This is a genomic window from Stenotrophomonas sp. CCNWLW162 (assembly GCF_037203745.1).
Lineage (GTDB): Bacteria > Pseudomonadota > Gammaproteobacteria > Xanthomonadales > Xanthomonadaceae > Stenotrophomonas > Stenotrophomonas maltophilia_AQ.
Genome location: NZ_JBBCBL010000004.1, coordinates 98007 through 114964 on the forward strand (window position 1 = coordinate 98007; position 16958 = coordinate 114964).

19 protein-coding genes are annotated in these 16958 nt (G+C 66.6%); 9 read left to right on the forward strand and 10 right to left on the reverse strand.

Annotated features, from left to right (window positions below; all coding sequences use genetic code 11):
* Positions 1-18: 18 nt before the first annotated feature.
* From V9K93_RS12620 to V9K93_RS12630, 3 genes are all read right to left on the reverse strand, one after another.
* On the reverse strand, positions 19-1890 hold the full coding sequence (locus tag V9K93_RS12620; protein ID WP_337302646.1) for an ABC transporter ATP-binding protein: 1872 nt from the start codon (positions 1888-1890) through the stop codon (positions 19-21).
* A gap of 240 nt (positions 1891-2130) precedes the next feature.
* Complete coding sequence (locus V9K93_RS12625; RefSeq protein WP_046984350.1) at positions 2131-2580, reverse strand: carboxymuconolactone decarboxylase family protein; 450 nt, start codon at positions 2578-2580, stop codon at positions 2131-2133.
* A gap of 36 nt (positions 2581-2616) precedes the next feature.
* Entirely contained in the window at positions 2617-3513 is an 897-nt protein-coding gene (locus V9K93_RS12630) for an RNA polymerase sigma-70 factor (protein WP_046984384.1), read from the reverse strand.
* A gap of 158 nt (positions 3514-3671) precedes the next feature.
* On the opposite strand from V9K93_RS12630, the gene V9K93_RS12635 reads away from it, so the two are divergent.
* From V9K93_RS12635 to V9K93_RS12645, 3 genes are all read left to right on the forward strand, one after another.
* The gene (locus V9K93_RS12635) at positions 3672-5189 is read left to right on the forward strand and encodes a fumarate hydratase (protein ID WP_046984349.1); all 1518 of its coding nucleotides are present in this window, start codon (positions 3672-3674) and stop codon (positions 5187-5189) included.
* Positions 5190-5311: 122 nt separating this feature from the next.
* Complete coding sequence (locus tag V9K93_RS12640) at positions 5312-5647, forward strand: hypothetical protein (RefSeq protein ID WP_136639513.1); 336 nt, start codon at positions 5312-5314, stop codon at positions 5645-5647.
* 57 nt (positions 5648-5704) lie between these two features.
* On the forward strand, positions 5705-6340 hold the full coding sequence (locus V9K93_RS12645) for a glutathione S-transferase family protein (RefSeq protein ID WP_136639514.1): 636 nt from the start codon (positions 5705-5707) through the stop codon (positions 6338-6340).
* 94 nt (positions 6341-6434) lie between these two features.
* Here V9K93_RS12645 and arsC read toward each other — a convergent pair whose 3' ends face one another.
* From arsC to V9K93_RS12660, 3 genes are all read right to left on the reverse strand, one after another.
* Positions 6435-6776 carry an arsenate reductase (glutaredoxin) gene (gene arsC / locus V9K93_RS12650; protein WP_046984346.1) on the reverse strand — a complete coding sequence of 114 codons (342 nt, stop codon included), beginning with the start codon at positions 6774-6776 and terminating at the stop codon, positions 6435-6437.
* A complete protein-coding gene (locus V9K93_RS12655; RefSeq protein ID WP_046984345.1) occupies positions 6776-7930 on the reverse strand; it encodes a phospholipase A in 1155 nt (384 codons plus the stop codon). The genes arsC and V9K93_RS12655 overlap by 1 nt, the downstream gene beginning before the upstream one ends.
* A 118-nt stretch (positions 7931-8048) precedes the next feature.
* Positions 8049-8534, reverse strand: a complete 486-nt coding sequence (locus tag V9K93_RS12660) for a DUF456 domain-containing protein (protein ID WP_010486801.1) — start codon at positions 8532-8534, stop codon at positions 8049-8051.
* A gap of 235 nt (positions 8535-8769) precedes the next feature.
* Between V9K93_RS12660 and V9K93_RS12665 the strand changes: the two genes are divergently transcribed.
* Positions 8770-8979 carry a cold-shock protein gene (locus V9K93_RS12665; protein WP_046984344.1) on the forward strand — a complete coding sequence of 70 codons (210 nt, stop codon included), beginning with the start codon at positions 8770-8772 and terminating at the stop codon, positions 8977-8979.
* Between the two features lie 72 nt (positions 8980-9051).
* Here V9K93_RS12665 and V9K93_RS12670 read toward each other — a convergent pair whose 3' ends face one another.
* Together V9K93_RS12670 and V9K93_RS12675 are read right to left on the reverse strand one after the other, a co-directional pair.
* The gene (locus V9K93_RS12670; protein WP_046984343.1) at positions 9052-9546 is read right to left on the reverse strand and encodes a glycine zipper 2TM domain-containing protein; all 495 of its coding nucleotides are present in this window, start codon (positions 9544-9546) and stop codon (positions 9052-9054) included.
* Positions 9547-9682: 136 nt separating this feature from the next.
* A complete protein-coding gene (locus V9K93_RS12675; protein WP_337302647.1) occupies positions 9683-10120 on the reverse strand; it encodes a hypothetical protein in 438 nt (145 codons plus the stop codon).
* A gap of 80 nt (positions 10121-10200) precedes the next feature.
* On the opposite strand from V9K93_RS12675, the gene V9K93_RS12680 reads away from it, so the two are divergent.
* A complete protein-coding gene (locus V9K93_RS12680) occupies positions 10201-11028 on the forward strand; it encodes a tRNA threonylcarbamoyladenosine dehydratase (RefSeq protein WP_046984341.1) in 828 nt (275 codons plus the stop codon).
* Positions 11029-11105: 77 nt separating this feature from the next.
* Here the strand turns inward: V9K93_RS12680 and V9K93_RS12685 are convergent, their stop codons facing one another.
* Both V9K93_RS12685 and V9K93_RS12690 read right to left on the reverse strand, forming a co-directional pair.
* Positions 11106-11879 carry a TatD family hydrolase gene (locus V9K93_RS12685; RefSeq protein WP_046984340.1) on the reverse strand — a complete coding sequence of 258 codons (774 nt, stop codon included), beginning with the start codon at positions 11877-11879 and terminating at the stop codon, positions 11106-11108.
* Entirely contained in the window at positions 11876-12094 is a 219-nt protein-coding gene (locus tag V9K93_RS12690) for a DUF6116 family protein (protein ID WP_046984339.1), read from the reverse strand. Before V9K93_RS12690 ends, V9K93_RS12685 begins: the two co-directional genes overlap by 4 nt.
* Positions 12095-12256: 162 nt before the next feature.
* Here V9K93_RS12690 and V9K93_RS12695 point away from each other — a divergent pair, with 162 nt between their 5' ends.
* The 4 genes from V9K93_RS12695 (at position 12257) to V9K93_RS12710 (ending at position 16957) form a co-directional block, all read left to right on the forward strand.
* The gene (locus V9K93_RS12695; RefSeq protein ID WP_046984338.1) at positions 12257-13096 is read left to right on the forward strand and encodes a glycine zipper 2TM domain-containing protein; all 840 of its coding nucleotides are present in this window, start codon (positions 12257-12259) and stop codon (positions 13094-13096) included.
* A 131-nt stretch (positions 13097-13227) separates the two neighbouring features.
* The gene (locus V9K93_RS12700) at positions 13228-13770 is read left to right on the forward strand and encodes a GNAT family N-acetyltransferase (protein WP_046984337.1); all 543 of its coding nucleotides are present in this window, start codon (positions 13228-13230) and stop codon (positions 13768-13770) included.
* Between the two features lie 173 nt (positions 13771-13943).
* A complete protein-coding gene (locus V9K93_RS12705; RefSeq protein WP_046984383.1) occupies positions 13944-14600 on the forward strand; it encodes a glutathione S-transferase family protein in 657 nt (218 codons plus the stop codon).
* A 77-nt stretch (positions 14601-14677) separates the two neighbouring features.
* Positions 14678-16957 carry a thiamine pyrophosphate-dependent enzyme gene (locus tag V9K93_RS12710; protein ID WP_337302648.1) on the forward strand — a complete coding sequence of 760 codons (2280 nt, stop codon included), beginning with the start codon at positions 14678-14680 and terminating at the stop codon, positions 16955-16957.
* Position 16958: the final 1 nt, after the last annotated feature.

The following is a 16958-nucleotide window of genomic DNA, read 5'->3' on the forward strand; positions in this document are numbered from 1 at the left end:
GCGGAACGAGAGGCGTTCTCAGCGGTAACCCGCCGCCTGCAGCTCGAACAGCTCGGCATAACGACCGCCCTCGGCCATCAGCTGCTCGTGGGTGCCGCTGGCCTCGATCCGGCCATCGGCCAGCACCAGGATGCGATCAGCCATGCGTACCGAGGAAAAACGGTGGGAAATCAGCACTGCGGTGCGATTATCCGCCAGTTCCCTGAACCGCTGGAACACCTCGAACTCACTTCGCGCATCCAGCGCCGCCGTTGGCTCATCCAGGATCATCACCTGCGCGTTGCGCATCCATGCACGGGCGATGGCGATCTTCTGCCATTGACCACCGGACAGGTCCACGCCCTGCTTGAAGCGGCGGCCGATCAGCTGGTCGTAGCCGGCGGGCAGGTCGTCGATCACTTCTTCGGCCATGCCGCGGCGCGCGGCGTCGGCGATGCGCGCCTGGTCGTCCATCGCCTCGACCTGGCCGACGCCGATGTTCTCGCCGGCGCTGAGGTTGTAGCGCACGAAGTCCTGGAAGATCACCCCGAGATTGGCGCGCAGGTCGTCCAGGTCGTAGTCGCGCAGGTCGCGGCCATCGAGCAGGATGCGGCCCTCGTCTGGTTCGTACAGTCGCGCCAGCAGCTTCACCAGCGTGGTCTTGCCGGCGCCGTTCTCGCCGACCAGGGCCAGCACTTCGCCGGCCCGCAGCTGGAAATCGAGGTGGCGCACGGCCCATTGCTCGGCATCCGGGTAGCGGAAGCCGACGTTCTCGAACACGAAGCCTTCGCGTATCGGCTGCGGCACGCGTACCGCACCTTCGCGCGAGTGGATTTCCGGCTGGATCTGGAAGAACGAGAACAGGTCATCCAGGTACAGCGCCTGGCTGGCCACCTGCGAGAACCCGATCAGGAGGCCTTCCAGCAGCTGGCGCAGGCGCAGGAAGCTGCCGGCGAGGAAGGTCAGGTCGCCGATCGAGAAGTCGCCACGCACCGTGCGCCATGCGATGTAGGCGTACGCTGTGTAGTAGCCCAGCGTGCCGAGCGCAGCCAGCAGCGTGCCCCAGAACGCACGCCGCCGTGCCAGTGCACGGTTGGCCTGGAAGAGTGCTGCAGACAACCTGCGATAGCGTTCCACCAGGAAGCGATGCAGGTTGTAGATCTTCACTTCCTTGGCCGTTTCCACGCTGGCACCCAGCTGGCGCAGGTAGTCGAGCTGGCGGCGCTCCGGCGTCCACTGGAAGTTGAGGCTGTAGCCGGCCGCGTTGAAGTGCGATTCGCCGATGAAGGCCGGCACCAGCGCCAGCACCAGCAGCAGGATCAACCATGGCGCATACACCAGCAGGCCGACGGCGAGGCTGGCCACGGTGATCGCGTCCTGCACCTGGCCGAACAGCTGGCTCATCAGGTTCATCCGGCCCATGGTCTGGCGCCTTGCACGGTCCAGCTTGTCCTGCAGGTCCGGGTCCTCGAAGTCCTCCAGGTCCAGCGTTGCCGCGTGTTCCATCAGCCGGATGCTGGTGACGTTGGCGAACAGTTCCGACAGCAGCGCATCGGCATAGCTGACCAGCCGGCCGAGCAGATCCGAGGCGATGGCCAGGCCGAGCTCCAGCGCCAGCAGGCCCAGCAACGGATTCAGCACGCCGCTGGACAGTGCTTCGCCCAGTGGCGGGAAGCCAGCGTCGTGCTGGCTCAGGTGCAGGGCGCTGTCGATGATCAGCTTGCCGACGTAGAGCATCGCCACCGGCAGCAGCGCACGGATCAGGCGCAGCCCCAGGCTGGCGAGGGTCAGGGCGGGGCTGGTCTGCCAGACCATGCGCAGGAACGGCGGCAGGTTGCGCATCGCCTTGAAGCGTTGTCGCAGGCTGGGCTTCTTCGCGGCGGCAGCGCCGGCAATGGGAGAGGCTGGCATGCCGCCATTGTGCGCGCCTGATACGTGCAGGTGGGGTCAGGGCAGCCGTGTGGCCGCCGGGGTCGGATCCCTTTGCTGCGCAAAGGGCTCTGACCCCACCAGCCAGATCGGGTCAGAGCCCTTCGCGTTGCGAAGGGATCCGACCCAACCACATCCACGCATGGCGTGGATCTACCGTGTCGACCAAGGTCGACATCTACCAACAGCTGCAGGAACCTGACCTACCGGGCTGGCCCCCTTTTACGGCAGTGGCGGCAGCAGGCCCGCACCCAGCCGGTTCCAGGCATTGATCACTGCAATGCCCATGCTCAGGTCACTGATGCCTTTTTCATCAAAGTGCGGTGCCAGCGCATCGAACGCCGCCTGCGACGGCGCACCGTCGGTCAAGCGGGTCAGCGCCTCGGCCCAGCCCAGCGCCGCGCGTTCGCGCACATCGAAGAAGCGGCTTTCGTGCCACGCGGGCAGGGTGTCCAGCTTGCGCGGCTCGATGCCGCCCTTGCGTAGCGTGGTGGCATGCATGTCCATGCAGTAGCCGCAGCCGTTGAGCTGCGAGACGCGCAGGAACACCAGTTCCATCAACGTCGGATCGATCGAGCTGTCATGCACCGCCTTGCTGGTGGCCAGCAGGCCCTTGAAGGCTTCGGCGGCCAGGCGGGTGTAAGGGACGCGGGGAGAGGCGTGGTCGGACATTTTCGGCTCCACGGCGGCCACGATGGCCGCCTTTCATTACAAGGACGCCGCACCGTCACCGCGCGTGACAACGTCCGGCAACTTTTCCGGATTCAACACGCTGTACACGTTGGCGATGCGGCCATCGACCACTTCGATGGTGGTGATCGAGTGCAGGCGATCGCCCTGGAAACGCAGGATCGCCGGTTCGCCATTGACGTAGCCCAATTGCGCCGGATGCACCGCGCCGCGGCGGGCGATGGCCCAGAACAGGCGGCCGATGCGTTCGGCGCCCAGCAGCGGGCGCACCGCTGCGGTGACCACGCCGCCACCGTCGGAGACCAGCAGCGCGTTGGCGTGCAGCAGGGCCTGGATCGCCTCGCTGTCGCCGCGCTGGGAGGCGTCCATGAAGCGCGTGAGTAACTGCCGGTGCTGGCCTGCATCGGCGTTGAAACGCGGTCGTCCGGCCTGCAGGCGTTGCCGGGCACGGTGCACCAGTTGACGGCAGTTGGCCTCGCTGTGGCCGATCAGGTCGGCGATTTCGCGGTAGTCGTGGTCGAAGGCCTCCTTCAGCAGGAAGGCGGCGCGTTCCTCGGGGCCGAGCTGTTCGAGCAGGGTCAGGAAGGCGACCGAGACGTCGTCGGCCAGCGCATGCAGCTGGGCCGGACCGGGCGCCGGGTCAGGCTCGAGGGTGACCGCCAGCGGTTCGGCCAGCCACGGGCCGACGTAGTGCACGCGCTCGCGCTTGGCCGCGCGCAGCCGGTCCAGGCCGAGCCGGGTGGTGGTGGTGACCAGCCAGGCTTCGGGGTCGCGGACGGCCGCCGGGTCGGCGCCGGACCAGCGCAGCCAGGCATCCTGGACCACGTCTTCGGCGTCGGCGCGGCTGCCGAGCAGGCGGTAGGCCAGCGCCATCAGGCGCGGGCGGTGGGTCTGGAAAGCGGTTTCGGCGTTCATGTGGGCAAGGACGCCGTAGTGGCGCATGGCGTGACAGGGGAGGCGGGGTCAGATCCCTTTCCCTGGGAAAGGGATCTGACCCCTGACTCTACCTGCGGCCGGGGGAGGGGGTAAAATGAGCGGATTACCTCCGCCAGCCTTCAGCAAGCGAGCAATCCGTGACATCGATCAAGCAGGAAGACCTCATCCAGTCCATCGCCGACGCGCTGCAGTACATCTCGTACTACCACCCGGTCGACTACATCAAGAACCTTGCCGCCGCCTATGAGCGCGAGGAGTCGCCGGCCGCGAAGGAAGCGATGGCGCAGATCCTGATCAATTCGCGCATGTGCGCCGAAGGCCACCGTCCGATCTGCCAGGACACCGGCATCGTCACCGTGTTCCTGGAAATCGGCATGGACGTGCGCTGGGATGACGCCACCATGGGCGTGGAAGACATGGCCAATGAAGGCGTGCGCCGCGCCTACATGCACCCGGACAACAAGCTGCGCGCCTCGGTGCTGGCCGACCCGGCCGGCAAGCGCATCAACACCAAGGACAACACCCCGGGCGTGGTCAACGTCAAGGTGGTGCCGGGCAACACGGTCGAAGTGATCGTCGCTGCCAAGGGCGGTGGTTCGGAAGCCAAGACCAAGTTCGCCATGCTCAACCCGTCCGACTCGATCGTCGACTGGGTGCTGAAGACCGTGCCGACCATGGGCGCCGGCTGGTGCCCGCCGGGCATGCTCGGCATCGGCATCGGCGGCACTGCCGAGAAGGCGATGCTGCTGGCCAAGGAAGCGCTGATGGAGCCGATCGACATCACCGAGCTGCAAGCCCGTGGTGCGTCCAACCGCATCGAGGAGCTGCGCCTGGAGCTGTACGAGAAGGTCAACGCGCTGGGCATCGGTGCGCAGGGCCTGGGCGGCCTGACCACCGTGCTCGACATCAAGATCAACGATTACCCGACCCATGCGGCCAACCTGCCGGTGGCGATGATTCCGAACTGCGCCGCCACCCGCCATGCGCACTTCACCCTGGATGGCAGCGGCCCGGTGATGCTGGACCCGCCGTCGCTGGAAGACTGGCCGAAGCTGACCTACGATTCGTCCAAGGGCACCCGCGTGGACCTGGACACGATCACCCCAGAGGACGTGGCCAGCTGGAAGCCGGGCCAGACCCTGCTGCTCAACGGCAAGCTGCTGACCGGTCGCGACGCGGCGCACAAGCGCATGGTCGACATGCTCAACAAGGGCGAGCAGCTGCCGGTCGATCTGAAGGGCCGCTTCATCTACTACGTCGGCCCGGTCGATCCGGTGCGTGACGAAGTAGTGGGCCCGGCCGGCCCGACAACGGCCACCCGCATGGACAAGTTCACCCGCCAGGTGCTGGAACAGACCGGCCTGCTGGGCATGGTCGGCAAGGCCGAGCGCGGTCCGGCGGCGATTGAAGCGATCCGTGACAACAAGTCGGCCTACCTGATGGCCGTCGGTGGTTCGGCTTACCTGGTGTCCAAGGCGATCAAGGCGGCCAAGGTCGTTGGCTTCGCCGACCTGGGCATGGAAGCGATCTACGAGTTCACCGTGCAGGATATGCCGGTGACCGTGGCGGTGGATTCAACCGGTGAATCGGTGCACAAGACCGGCCCGCGCGAATGGCAGGCCCGCATCGGCAAGATTCCGGTGGTGGTGGAGTAATCCTGCCGCGCATCCGGTTCAAGCAACGGCGCCCGTGTGGCGCCGTTGTTGTGTGGTGAGGGTTAACGAACCTGCAGCATCTGCTCTGCTAGGCTCGGCGCGACCTCACACAGGACGTGTTCATGGGCCTGCATCGATTCATCACCGTTGCGATCCTGCTGGCCCTGGCCGGCTGCAGCAGCACATCCTCGTACGAAGGTGCGGACTTCTCCGCCTCCTCGCAGTGCCGCATGCAGTGCCAGGCCGACTATCGCAGCTGCATGGCGCGGGGCAGTATCGGCAGCAACGACTTCAGCTGCGAACAACAGATGGTGCCGGCGCCGGACAAGCGCTGCAAGGACGTCACCAACCCCGAGTTGCGCCGCTCCTGTGAACTGAAGGCGCATGACTGCGCAGTACGCACACCGATCATGTCCTGTGGCGAAGGCCGCGATACCTGCATGAGCCGCTGCGGCTGAGCAACGACCGCTCGCGTGGGCGCATAATCGGCGGATCCATCCACACAGGAGCCGCGCATGAGCACCACGCTGTATGGTTCAACCAGTACTGCCGCGCTGGTGGTGCACTGGCTGCTGATCGAGCTGGGCATCGAACACGAACTGGTGCTGCTGGATTTCGACGCGCGCGAGCACAAATCAGCGGAGTATCTGGCGCTGAATCCGGCCGGTGTGGTGCCGACGCTGCTGATCGATGGCCTGGTACTGACCGAAGCGGCGGCGATCGCACTGTATCTGGCTGACCGCCATCCGGAGGCCCACCTGCTGCCCGCACTGGGCACGCCGCAGCGCGCCGATGCCTACCGCTGGATGTTCTGGTGTGCCAATACGCTGCAGCCGGCCTATCGTGCCTGGTTCTATCCGCACGAAGTGGCGGGCGAGGCAAACGTGGAGGCCAGCCGCGAGATGGCACGGCAGCGCCTGGAAGCGGCCTGGCAGCATGTGGCCACGCACCTGCAGGCACACGGACCGTACCTGCTGGGCGCGACGCCCTGCGTGGCCGATTACATGCTGGTGATGCTGATGCGCTGGTCGCGCAACATGCCGAAGCCCAGCGACACCTGGCCGCCGCTCAAGGCGCATGCCACGGCGATGAAGGCACGCCCGGCGTTCGCCGAGGTGTACCGCCGCGAAGGCATCACCGACTGGCTGTAGTCCGTTCTGTAGAGCCGAGCCATGCTCGGCTGCATTCATGGGTAGCACGCGAACCGCAGCCGAGCATGGCTCGGCTCCACCAAAGCGGGGTGGGTTACAGGACTTCCAGCACCGTTTCCGGTGGGCGGCACAGCCGGGTGCCCTTGGGCGTGCGCACCACGGGGCGGTTGATCAGCCGCGGGTGCTCGGCCATCGCCGCCAGCAGGCTGGCATCGTCAGCATCTTGCAGACCGAGTTCGGCGAACTGTGCTTCCTTGCTGCGCACCAGGTCACGCGCGCTCAATCCGGATTCGGCCAGCACCTGACGCAGCGTGGCCACGTCCGGTGGGTCGCCCAGGTACTCGATCACTTCCGGCTCGAAGCCGGCATCGCGGATCAGCTTCAGTGCGCCGCGCGAATTGCTGCAGGCCGGGTTGTGCCAGATCGTCACGACCATCAGAACCACTCCAGCAGGGACACGCCCACGCCCACGTAGGTGGCCTTGTGGTTGTAGTCGATCAGGCTCTCGCCATAGCCATCGAAGACCTGCACATGGCCGCGCAGCAGATTGCTGATCGGGAAGCCGTAATCCAGCTGCAGGGCGCCGTGCGAACGGCTGCCGGTGCGCAGCGAATGGCGCGCCATCAGCGAGACTTCATGGCCGTTGCGGTTCCAGGTCAGGGTCGCGTCGCCGCGGCCCATGTAGTCCTCGATGTCCGGGTTGTTGTCGTCGCTGCGGGTCTCGGGAATGCGGTACCACGGCCGCAGCACCAGCGCCCAGTTCTCGCGGTCCAGGCCGATGTTGAGCATCACCCGGTTCCAGCTGCGCGACAGCGGGTCGGCACGACCGTTGGACTGGTGGTTCAGCGCGATGCCGGTCATGCGCCCACGCCAGCCACCGATCGAGTAACCGTTGCGGAACACCATCATCACTTCCGGCTCGTAATTGGTTTCGCGGAACGGGCGCGAATCCTCGCCGTTGTAGGCCTGCCAACGCGAGCTCTGGGTGTAGCCGGCCCAGATGTCGCCGTTGTCGCCGAACAGGTTCTCGGCGATCTTGGTCTTGAAGCTGATCTGGAACTTCAGCTCGGCACTGTCCAGTACCTGCGGCGTGGTGACCGTGTTGGCCGGGTTTGGCGAATGCGGCGTGGTGTTGCGGTCGCTTGTCCAGAACGCGGGCAGCAGGTACACCGGCTTGTACGCACGCAGCTGGAACGGCCCCAGCTTGGAGTCTTCGGCCAGTTCCCAGCGGCTGTCCAGCAGCGAACCTCGGCCGGCATTGGCCAGCGCGCTGTCCGGCGCAGAGGGGCGGAACAGGTCGCTGACCCGCTCGCGCAGCTTCTCTTCGCCCTGGCTTACGCGTGCGGTCTGGCGCTCTTCGCGACGGGCCTGCGCGGCCGCCTCGGCAGCGGCGTCGGCAGCGGCCGTGGCCTGCGGGGTGTGCGCGAACAGGCGGTCATAACAGGCCAGGCGCGCAGCGTCGGTGGTAATGGCGGCGCAAGCCGCCGGCGAGGTATCGGTGCCGGGAACGAATTCCTGCGCGGCCAGCGGAGCACTGGCCAGGGCCAGCGCCAACGGCGCAAGGCGGGGAAGCAGCGGGGGGAGGGTCATTCCAGCAGGCCCTTCGGTGAATACGGGGATCGCACAGTGTGGCGGCTGCACCGGATCACGGCCAGCCCCCGCTGTTTATGCACGGCCACGACGTGCGCAGGGCGTGAAGACGGAGGTGTCACAGGAACCAGGCGAAGGCGAACAGGCCCAGCATGGCGATCACCACGGCCAGTTTCAGCGCCAGGCCGAGCAGGATGCCGAGCCAGGTGGCCAGCCCGACCTTGGTTGAGCGGCCCAGTTCGCGGGTGTGCCAGTACTCGCCCAGCAGGGCGCCGATCAACGGCCCGGCGAACAGGCCGATCGGCATGAAGAACAGGCCGACGATGCTGCCGACGAAGGTGCCCCACAACGCCTTGCGGCTGGCGCCCACCCGCTGCGCGCCGACCACAGTGGCCAGCACGTCGGCCAGCAGCGACAGCACGGTCAGTACGCCCAGTGCGACGAGCGTGGGCCAGCCGACGTGCGCGAAGCCGTCGGCCCAGGCCGCCAGCAGCAGTCCGATGAAGACCAGCGGGATCCCGGGGAGGGCCGGAAGGATGATCCCGGCGATGCCGACGAGGACAAAAATGACCGCTAGCAGATATAAGATGAATGAGAGTCCCATGCTGTCCCGTATGGTCGCCGTTTTGGGGTTGACAGTGAAAGATTTTGCCAGTTGCTTTTTCGTTTTGGGCGGGTTAAGTTGCAGTCGCTGAGCTTGGCAAGGTCACCGTGGATCGTGGCCTGATGAAGCAAGATCTTTCCGATCCGCTGCATCGATGCACCTCGCTTCCCCCTTGCTTGTCAGCCGCCCACCAGGCGTTTCCAACAACAAGAGAGAGTCAAAGGGAGTTAGTGAGATGGCTGATCGCGAGACCGGTACCGTAAAGTGGTTCAATGATGCGAAGGGCTTCGGCTTCATCAGCCGACAGAATGGCGAGGACGTGTTCGTGCACTTCCGTGCCATCGAGACCCAGGGCTTCAAGAGCCTCAAGGAAGGCCAGGCCGTTACCTTCGAAGTCGTGCAGGGCCAGAAGGGCCTGCAGGCTGACAAGGTCCAGCCGGCGTAATACCTGCCGCACTCCGGCATGAAAAAGGCCCGCGCAAGCGGGCCTTTTTCTTTGCTGTCGGCCCGCCGCAGGTCAGCGCAGAATGACCCGCCCATTGACCACGCGCACGTAGGTGTTTTCGCGGATGCCGCCGAGGTCGCGCTGGTTGACCACGATGGTGCGGCCATCGTCCATGCGCACGCTGATGTCGTAGGTATCGCTGGTCACGTTCTTCTGGATCTGGTTGCCGGCCAGGGCGCCACCGACCGCGCCTGCAGCGGCAGCGATGTTCTTGTTGCCGCGGCTGCCGCCGGTGTGGTCGGAGATCTCGTGGCCGGCCACGGCGCCGACGATGCCGCCGAGGATCGCGCCGGTGGCGCTGGGCGCCGTGCGGCCGGACTGCACGGTGTTGATGCGGGTGACGATGCCGCAGTCGGCGCAGCGGCCCTGGTTGTAACCACCATTGTTGCCGTAGCCGCCATTGTTGTAGCCGTTGTTGTAACCACCGCCACCGTAGCCGCCGGGGGTGGCACAGCCGGCCAGGGCGAGGGTTGCGATGGCGCTGGCAGCGATGAGCTGGATCTTCATGGGGCTTCTCCTGGCCGTGAAGGCGGGTGCGTTGGGTGGTACTGCGTCATGCAGCAGAGTGGACGAATCCTCTCCTTTCGAACGTGAACAACGCGCCAACCATGCGTGTCCTGGCCGGCTGCAGGATGAATGCGTGTCAGCGGTAGTCCTGGTGGCAGGCACGGCAGTCCGCCTGCAGTGTTTCCACCACTTTGGCCAAGGTGGTGCAGTCGCTGGGCGGCGCAGCCAGCGCGCTGTTGAGGTTGCCGCGCAATTGGCTGGCATGCTGCTGGAACTGCGCACTGTCCTTCAGCCCGGGAAAGGCCAGGTCCAGATCGTTGGACAACAGGCGGATGGCCTGCAGCCGCGGAACGCCGTCGACAAGGCTGCAGCGGTTCTGCTGCTGGGCCTGCTGCAACATCTGCGACTGCCGTTGCATCACCTGCATGAGGCTGTCCGGGAACAGGTCACGGCGGGCCTGCAGGGCACGTCCCACCATCACCGTGGCAATCAGCCCGATCAGCAGGCCCAGGCACAGCACGAACAGGTAGCGATAGGCAGTGGACGGGCGGCGGTGGGACGGGCTGGCGTTCATGGCGGGCTCTCCGGGCGTGCAACGGTGGGTTCGATGCCAGCGCGCTGTAGGCACCGGCGCCTGCACGTTAAAATAGCCCGATGAACGAACAGGTCAAACAACGCTTTGCCGGCATCGAACGGCTGTATGGCGTGGGCGCGCTCGAGCGCCTGCAGGGCAGCCGCGTGGCAGTGGTGGGGATGGGCGGGGTCGGCTCGTGGGTGGTGGAGGCGCTGGCGCGTTCAGCGGTCGGCCACCTGACCCTGATCGACGCCGATGATATCTGCGTGTCCAACACCAACCGGCAGCTGCCGGCGATGGAAGGCAACTATGGGCGCAACAAGGCCGAGGCGATGGCCGAGCGTTGCCGCGCGATCAATCCGGAGATCGAGGTCGATGCGGTGCAGGCGTTCCTGACCGTGTCCAACATGGCCGAACTGCTGGACCGTGGTTTCGATCTGGTGATCGATGCCTGCGACAGCTTCCGGGTCAAGGTCGAGACGATCGCCTGGTGCCGCCGCCGCAAGCTGCCGCTGTTGACTGTCGGTGCCGCCGGTGGCCGTACTGATCCGACCCTGGTGCGCATCCGCGACGTCTCGCGCACCGAGCACGACGCCATGCTGGCGCTGATCCGCAAGAAGCTGCGCAGCGAGTTCAACTTCCCGAAGAATGCCAAGCGCTACTTCGGCGTGCCGGCGGTGTACTCGCTGGAGAACGTGAAGTACCCGCAGGCCGACGGCAGTGTCTGTGGCCTCCGCCCGAACCTGGGGGCCGATGCGGCACTGAAGCTCGATTGCGGCGCCGGCCTGGGCGCAGCCACCCATATCACCGGCGCGTTCGCCTTCGCCGCTGTCGGCAAGGCGTTGGAGATGCTGCTGGAGCCGAAGAAGGTGAAGGCTGAAGTGGTCGAGGATCACGCTGACGCGTGATCGGTAGCGCCGGGCCATGCCCGGCGTAGGGTCCACCGCGGTCGTTACAGCGTGCCGACCAAGGTTGGCACCTACCGTCACATCGTGGGCAGGTTGAACAACCGCCGCGCATTTTCCGTCGTGGCCTGCGTCAGCGCATCCAGCTCGATTCCGCGCAACGCCGCCACATGGCGGGCGATGATTGCCAGTCGTGCGGGTTCGTTGCGCTGGCCGCGGATGCCGGCGTCGGGCTGGTCCGGGGCGTCGGTCTCCAGCAGCAGTTGTTCCAGCGGCATCTCCCGCACCAGTCGCTGCAGTCGCTGCGCGCGCTCGTAGGTCAGCGGTCCGCCCAGGCCCAGCAGGAATCCATGCCTGTGCAGCTGTGCGGCCTGTTCGGGGCTGCCGGAGAAGCTGTGCACCACGCCGCGCAGGCCGCCGATGCGACGGATCGCGGCGATCACCGCATCCACCGCGCGCCGCGCATGCACGATCACCGGCAGCTCGAACTCACGGGCAAGTTCCAGCTGGCCGATGAAGTACGCCTGCTGCGTCTCTGCATCCAGGCCTTCGACAAAGAAATCCAGGCCGCATTCGCCGATCGCGCAGGGGCGTTCCCGCTCGATCCACTCGCGCAGCTCGGACAGGTGCCCGGGGCGGTGCTCGGCCAGGAACATCGGATGCAGGCCGTAGGCCGGATACAGCCCCGGGGCCAGCTGGCAGACCTCGCGCAGCTTCGGCCAGCTGGCCGCGGTCACCGCCGGCACCACCTGCTGGTGCACGCCAGCTGCCTGTGCGCGCTCGACCACGGCGGCGCGGTCGCGGTCGAACTCGCTGGCGTCCAGGTGGCAGTGGCTGTCGACCAGCAGGCTCAACGCTGTTCCAGCGACGGGGGCGCCGTGGAGGCGTTGCGGCTCTTCCAGTTGGCCAGCAGCAGGGTGCCGAAGCCCAGTACCAGCTCATCGATGAACGGAATCGGGTCCGGAACGAACAGGGTCAGCACGAACAACCCGGCGGTCAGCTTGAACAGGGTGGGGTAGCGCAGCCGGCGCCCCCATTGCAGTACCGGCAGCAGCATCGGGTTGGCCATGGCGGGGTCCTTGTGGGGAATATGCAAACGCTACCACGGGCCCAGCATTTCCCGATGCTGAATGGGTTACGGGAATGAGCAGGAAATGTGGAGATTCCGTTCAGGCAGCGCATGCTGCAATCTGGCCTGAGAACGTTGCGGACGGTCCGCAAGGAGCAGGTCATGAAAAGCACAACTACAACTGTCCTGGTCGCAGCGGGCGCGCTGCTGGTCGGTGGTATCGCAACCGCCGCCTTCATGAAGAGTGGCGACAAGTCGCCTGAGCAGCTCAGCGCCGGAAACCCGAGTGAATCGCGCTTGGTCGATGGCAACGCCGCTGACGATGGCGCGCGTGCTGACACGCTCGACCCGTCCGCGCCGCGCGGCCTGGAGTACGCCGACGTGCTGAAGGTCGACCCGATCACCGAGAAGCAGAAGGCCTATGCCACTGTGATTGGTACCGATGCGGTGCGTGAGACCTCCACCACACAGACCCCGCATGAAGTCTGCCAGGACGTGACGGTGCAGGAGCGCCTGCCGGAGCGTGATGGCAACGTCGGTGGCACCGTGGTCGGCGCCGTGGTCGGTGGCCTGCTCGGCAACCAGGTTGGTGGTGGCAACGGCAAGAAGGCCGCGACCGCTGCCGGCGCGGTGGCCGGTGGCTTCATCGGCAACCAGATCGACAAGCGCCACGTGGGTGGCCGCGTGGTCAACCGCACCGAGCGCCAGTGCCACACCGAGACCGCAACGTCCGAGTCGAGCCGCGTCACCGGCTACAACGTGACCTACCGCAACGAGGACGGCACCACCGGCACCATGCGCATGGCCAGCAAGCCGGGCAACCGCATCGCCATGGGCACCAACGATGTGGTCAAGGGTTACAACGTGACCTATCGCTATGACGGTGCCGAGAAGACCGTGCGCCTGGACAACAAGCCGGCCAGCGATCGCCTGCCGGTGGTCGATGGCCAGCTGGTCACGCAGACCGCGGCTGCCGGCGCTACCGCCGCGACCCGCCAGTAATCCATCCGCACCACGCAGTACCTGACGGGCCGGCATATGCCGGCCCGTTTCGTTGGGGACGCCGATGTTCATCCGCGCCGGATGTGGGTCTACCATCATGGGCCTTCCCATCACTGCGACATGGAATCGGCATGAGCATCTTCGATCTGCGCCTGGAATCCGAGCGCCTGATCCTGCGTCCACCACAGCGTGACGACTATGAGCCGTACCTGGCCTTCTGTGCCGACGAAGAAGTGATGCGCACGCTCGGAGGTGTACAGCCGCCCTCGGTCGCGTGGCGGGGCTTCTGCAGCCTGGCGGGTGCCTGGCAGCTGTTCGGTTTCTCGATGTTCAGCGTGATCGAAAAGTCCAGCGGCGAGTGGGTCGGCCGGATGGGACCGTGGCAGCCGCAGGACTGGCCGGGCACCGAGGTCGGCTGGAGCATCCGTCGTGCCAGCTGGGGCAAGGGCTATGCCCCGGAAGCTGCCACCGCCGCGATCGACTGGGCCTTCGACACGCTGGGTTGGGATGAGGTGGTCCACACCATTGCCGAGGACAACGAGAACTCCCGCGTGGTCGCGCGCAAGCTGGGCAGCACGCTGCTGCGCATGGGCGAGCTGCCGCCGCCGTACAACGACAAGCCGATGCAGATCTGGGGGCAGTCGCGCGAGCAGTGGCGGCAGCGGGCACGCTGAGCGTTGCCCGGTAGTGCCGGCCGCTGGCCGGCAACCTCTTGGCAGGATTCGTGCGATTGCCGGCCAGCGGCCGGCACTACAAGGGTGCCATGCTGCACCCGCGCTTGGCATTCACCGGTGCGCTTGCCAGACTGCCCGCAGCCGGCCGCCGGCCGGATTCGATGGAGCAGGCAATGCTGGAAGAGCGCATCCCGCTGACGGTGCATGGCATGTCGGTCTCGGGTAACTGCCACAAGGTCCGCCTGCTGCTGGAGCAGCTCGGCAGCCGTTACCGCTGGGTGGAAGTGGACAGCGCCCATGGCCAGACCCACACCGCTGAATTCCTCGCGCTGAATCCGAATGCCAAGGTGCCGCTGATCGTCCGCGACGACGGCCGCGTGCTGACTGAATCCAATGCGATCCTGTTCTGGCTGGCCGAAGGCACGCCGTACCTGCCCAGCGACGGCTGGGAGCGTGCGCAGGCGTTGAGCTGGATGTTCTTCGAGCAGTACACGCACGAGCCCTGCGTGGCAGTGGCGCGCTTCATCCGTGGCTGGACCGCACCGGATTCACCGCGGCGCGCTGAACTGCCGCGCCTGCACGAGCGCGCCGCCAACGCGTTGGCGGTGATGGAGCAGCACCTGCGGCAGGCGCAGTGGTTCACCGGCAGCGGATACGGCATTGCCGACATCGCCCTGTTCGCCTACACCGATGTGGCGGGCGAGGGTGGCATTGCGCTGGATCTCTTCCCGGAGGTGCGCGGCTGGCTGCAGCGCGTGCGCGCGCAACCGCGCTTCCTGCCGATGCCGGCAGTGACCGCCGAGGTCCGTGCGCGCTTCGAGGCCGCGTGACTCTCACCAAGGTGACCCCCACAGGGTAGCGCCGGGCCGTGCCCGGCGGAATGCAACAACGACACGGAGGGTGTTCGATGTTCGCTGTGGTTCCAGATCCGATTCCCGCACGCATGCGCGTGCTCAACCGCGCCGAAGTGTGCGATGTCAATTTCCTCGATGCAGTGCGGGGCTGGCGCGGCACTCCACGCTCGCGACCGGCCCCGGACGCGCCGATCCTGCCGGGCAGCACGCTTACCGCCGCTGCCTTCGACGACCTGTTCGATTCGCAGCTGGCCAGTCGCCAGCTGGACCTGATGGCGCGCGTGCTGCGCGTGCAGAACAAGGTCTTCTACACCATCGGCTCTTCCGGTCACGAGGGCAATGCGCTGCTGGCGCGGGCCTGCCGGCATACCGATCCAGCGTTCCTGCACTACCGCTCCGGCGCGTTCATGGCCGAGCGTTCGCGCCAGGTTCCGGGCATCGACCCGCTGCGCGACGCTGCGCTGTCGTTCGCTGCCAGTGCCGATGATCCGGCCAGCGGGGGGCGCCACAAGGTGTGGGGCAGCAAGCCGTTGTGGGTGCTGCCGCAGACCTCGACGATTGCGTCGCACCTGCCGAAGGCGCTGGGTACCGCGCTGGCCATCGAGAGTGGCAAGCGGTTGGGGCAGGCGCTGCCGATTCCCACCGACAGCATCGTGCTGTGCTCGTTCGGCGATGCCTCGTCCAACCATGCCACCGCGCAGACCGCGTTCAATACCGCAATGTGGTCGGCCTACCAGAAACTGCCGGCACCAATCCTGTTCGTCTGCGAGGACAACGGCCTGGGCATCTCGGTAAAGACGCCCGAAGGGTGGATCGCCGAGCGTTTCAGCCGTCAGCCGGGGTTGGACTATTTCTTCGCCGATGGCCTGGATCTGGCGGTTGGCCACGCCCAGGTACAGGCCGCAGTGGAGCACTGCCGGCGCACGCGGCGGCCTACCTTCCTGCACCTGCGCACCACGCGCCTGATGGGTCATGCCGGTACCGATTTCGAAGTGGAATGGCGCGCGTTGCCGGAGCTGTGTGCGGCCGAGGCGCAGGATCCCTTGCTGCGCTCGGCGCAGATCGCACTGGAATCAGGCTGGATGGATGCGGCGGCGATCGAGGTTGCCTACGAGACGATGCGCGCGCGCTGCATGGCCGCTGCTGCAGAGACTGAAGGCCGCCCGACGCTGCAGTCGCTGCAGGAAGTGATGGCGCCGCTGGCGCCGTACACGCCAGCGGCGGTGCAGGCCGAAGCACGGCGCGAGGTGCCCGCCGAGACGCGCGAAGCGCTGTATGGCGGTGCGGAGGCCCTGCCTGAGCGGCAGGCACCACGGCACCTCGCCATCCAGATCAACCACGGCCTGCAGGAACTGCTGGCGAAGTATCCGCAGAGCCTGTTGTTCGGCGAGGACGTCGCGCAGAAGGGCGGTGTCTACACCGTCACCAAGGATCTGCTGCGCCGCTTCGGCCCACGCCGGGTGTTCAACACCCTGCTGGACGAAACCATGATCCTGGGCATGGCGCAGGGCCTGGCCAACATGGGCATGCTGCCGATTCCGGAAATCCAGTACCTGGCGTACCTGCACAACGCCATCGACCAGCTGCGTGGTGAAGCCTGTTCGCTGCAGTTCTTCTCCAACGACCAGTACCGCAACCCCATGCTGGTGCGGGTGGCCGGGCTGGGCTACCAGAAGGGCTTCGGCGGCCACTTCCACAACGACAATTCGATCACCGCGCTGCGCGACATCCCTGGCCTGGTGGTCGGCTGCCCCTCGCGTGGCGACGATGCGGTGATGATGCTGCGTACGCTGGCCGCGCTGGCGCGGGTGGATGGCCGGGTGGCGGTATTCCTGGAGCCGATCGCGCTGTACATGAGCAAGGATCTGCACGAACCGGGCGATGGCCAGTGGCTGTTCGACTACCCCGCGCCCGGCCAGGCGCTGGTGCCGGGCGAGGGCCGGGTCTACGCGCCGGACGCCGGCGACCTGGTGGTCTACACCTATGGCAACGGCGTGCCGATGGCGCTGCGTGCGGCACGGGCAATCGAGCAGCAGCTGGGTTGGCAGGTGCGGGTGGTCGACCTGCGCTGGCTGGTGCAGCTGGATGCCGGCTTCATCGCCGCACAGGCCGCCAGCGCCCGGCGCGTGCTGGTGCTGGACGAGGGCCGCCACAGCGGCGGGGTGGGCGAGGGCGTGGTCACCGCACTGGTCGAGGCCGGCTTCGGCCACCTGCCGCTGCGCCGGGTCTGCGGTGCCGATACCTATACGCCGCTGGCGGGGGCAGCAATGTTCGGGCTTCCAAGCGACAATGCAGTGATTGGCGCCGCCCTTGAACTGGCGCAGGAACCCTGAT

Coding starts and splice junctions, on each gene's coding strand:
- V9K93_RS12620 (WP_337302646.1), bottom strand. CDS start 1,890: ATGCCAGCCTCTCCCATTGCCGGCGCTGCCGCCGCGAAGAAGCCCAGC.
- V9K93_RS12625 (WP_046984350.1), bottom strand. CDS start 2,580: ATGTCCGACCACGCCTCTCCCCGCGTCCCTTACACCCGCCTGGCCGCC.
- V9K93_RS12630 (WP_046984384.1), bottom strand. CDS start 3,513: ATGAACGCCGAAACCGCTTTCCAGACCCACCGCCCGCGCCTGATGGCG.
- V9K93_RS12640 (WP_136639513.1), top strand. CDS start 5,312: ATGGGCCTGCATCGATTCATCACCGTTGCGATCCTGCTGGCCCTGGCC.
- V9K93_RS12645 (WP_136639514.1), top strand. CDS start 5,705: ATGAGCACCACGCTGTATGGTTCAACCAGTACTGCCGCGCTGGTGGTG.
- arsC (WP_046984346.1), bottom strand. CDS start 6,776: ATGGTCGTGACGATCTGGCACAACCCGGCCTGCAGCAATTCGCGCGGC.
- V9K93_RS12655 (WP_046984345.1), bottom strand. CDS start 7,930: ATGACCCTCCCCCCGCTGCTTCCCCGCCTTGCGCCGTTGGCGCTGGCC.
- V9K93_RS12660 (WP_010486801.1), bottom strand. CDS start 8,534: ATGGGACTCTCATTCATCTTATATCTGCTAGCGGTCATTTTTGTCCTC.
- V9K93_RS12665 (WP_046984344.1), top strand. CDS start 8,770: ATGGCTGATCGCGAGACCGGTACCGTAAAGTGGTTCAATGATGCGAAG.
- V9K93_RS12670 (WP_046984343.1), bottom strand. CDS start 9,546: ATGAAGATCCAGCTCATCGCTGCCAGCGCCATCGCAACCCTCGCCCTG.
- V9K93_RS12675 (WP_337302647.1), bottom strand. CDS start 10,120: ATGAACGCCAGCCCGTCCCACCGCCGCCCGTCCACTGCCTATCGCTAC.
- V9K93_RS12680 (WP_046984341.1), top strand. CDS start 10,201: ATGAACGAACAGGTCAAACAACGCTTTGCCGGCATCGAACGGCTGTAT.
- V9K93_RS12690 (WP_046984339.1), bottom strand. CDS start 12,094: ATGGCCAACCCGATGCTGCTGCCGGTACTGCAATGGGGGCGCCGGCTG.
- V9K93_RS12695 (WP_046984338.1), top strand. CDS start 12,257: ATGAAAAGCACAACTACAACTGTCCTGGTCGCAGCGGGCGCGCTGCTG.
- V9K93_RS12700 (WP_046984337.1), top strand. CDS start 13,228: ATGAGCATCTTCGATCTGCGCCTGGAATCCGAGCGCCTGATCCTGCGT.
- V9K93_RS12705 (WP_046984383.1), top strand. CDS start 13,944: ATGCTGGAAGAGCGCATCCCGCTGACGGTGCATGGCATGTCGGTCTCG.
- V9K93_RS12710 (WP_337302648.1), top strand. CDS start 14,678: ATGTTCGCTGTGGTTCCAGATCCGATTCCCGCACGCATGCGCGTGCTC.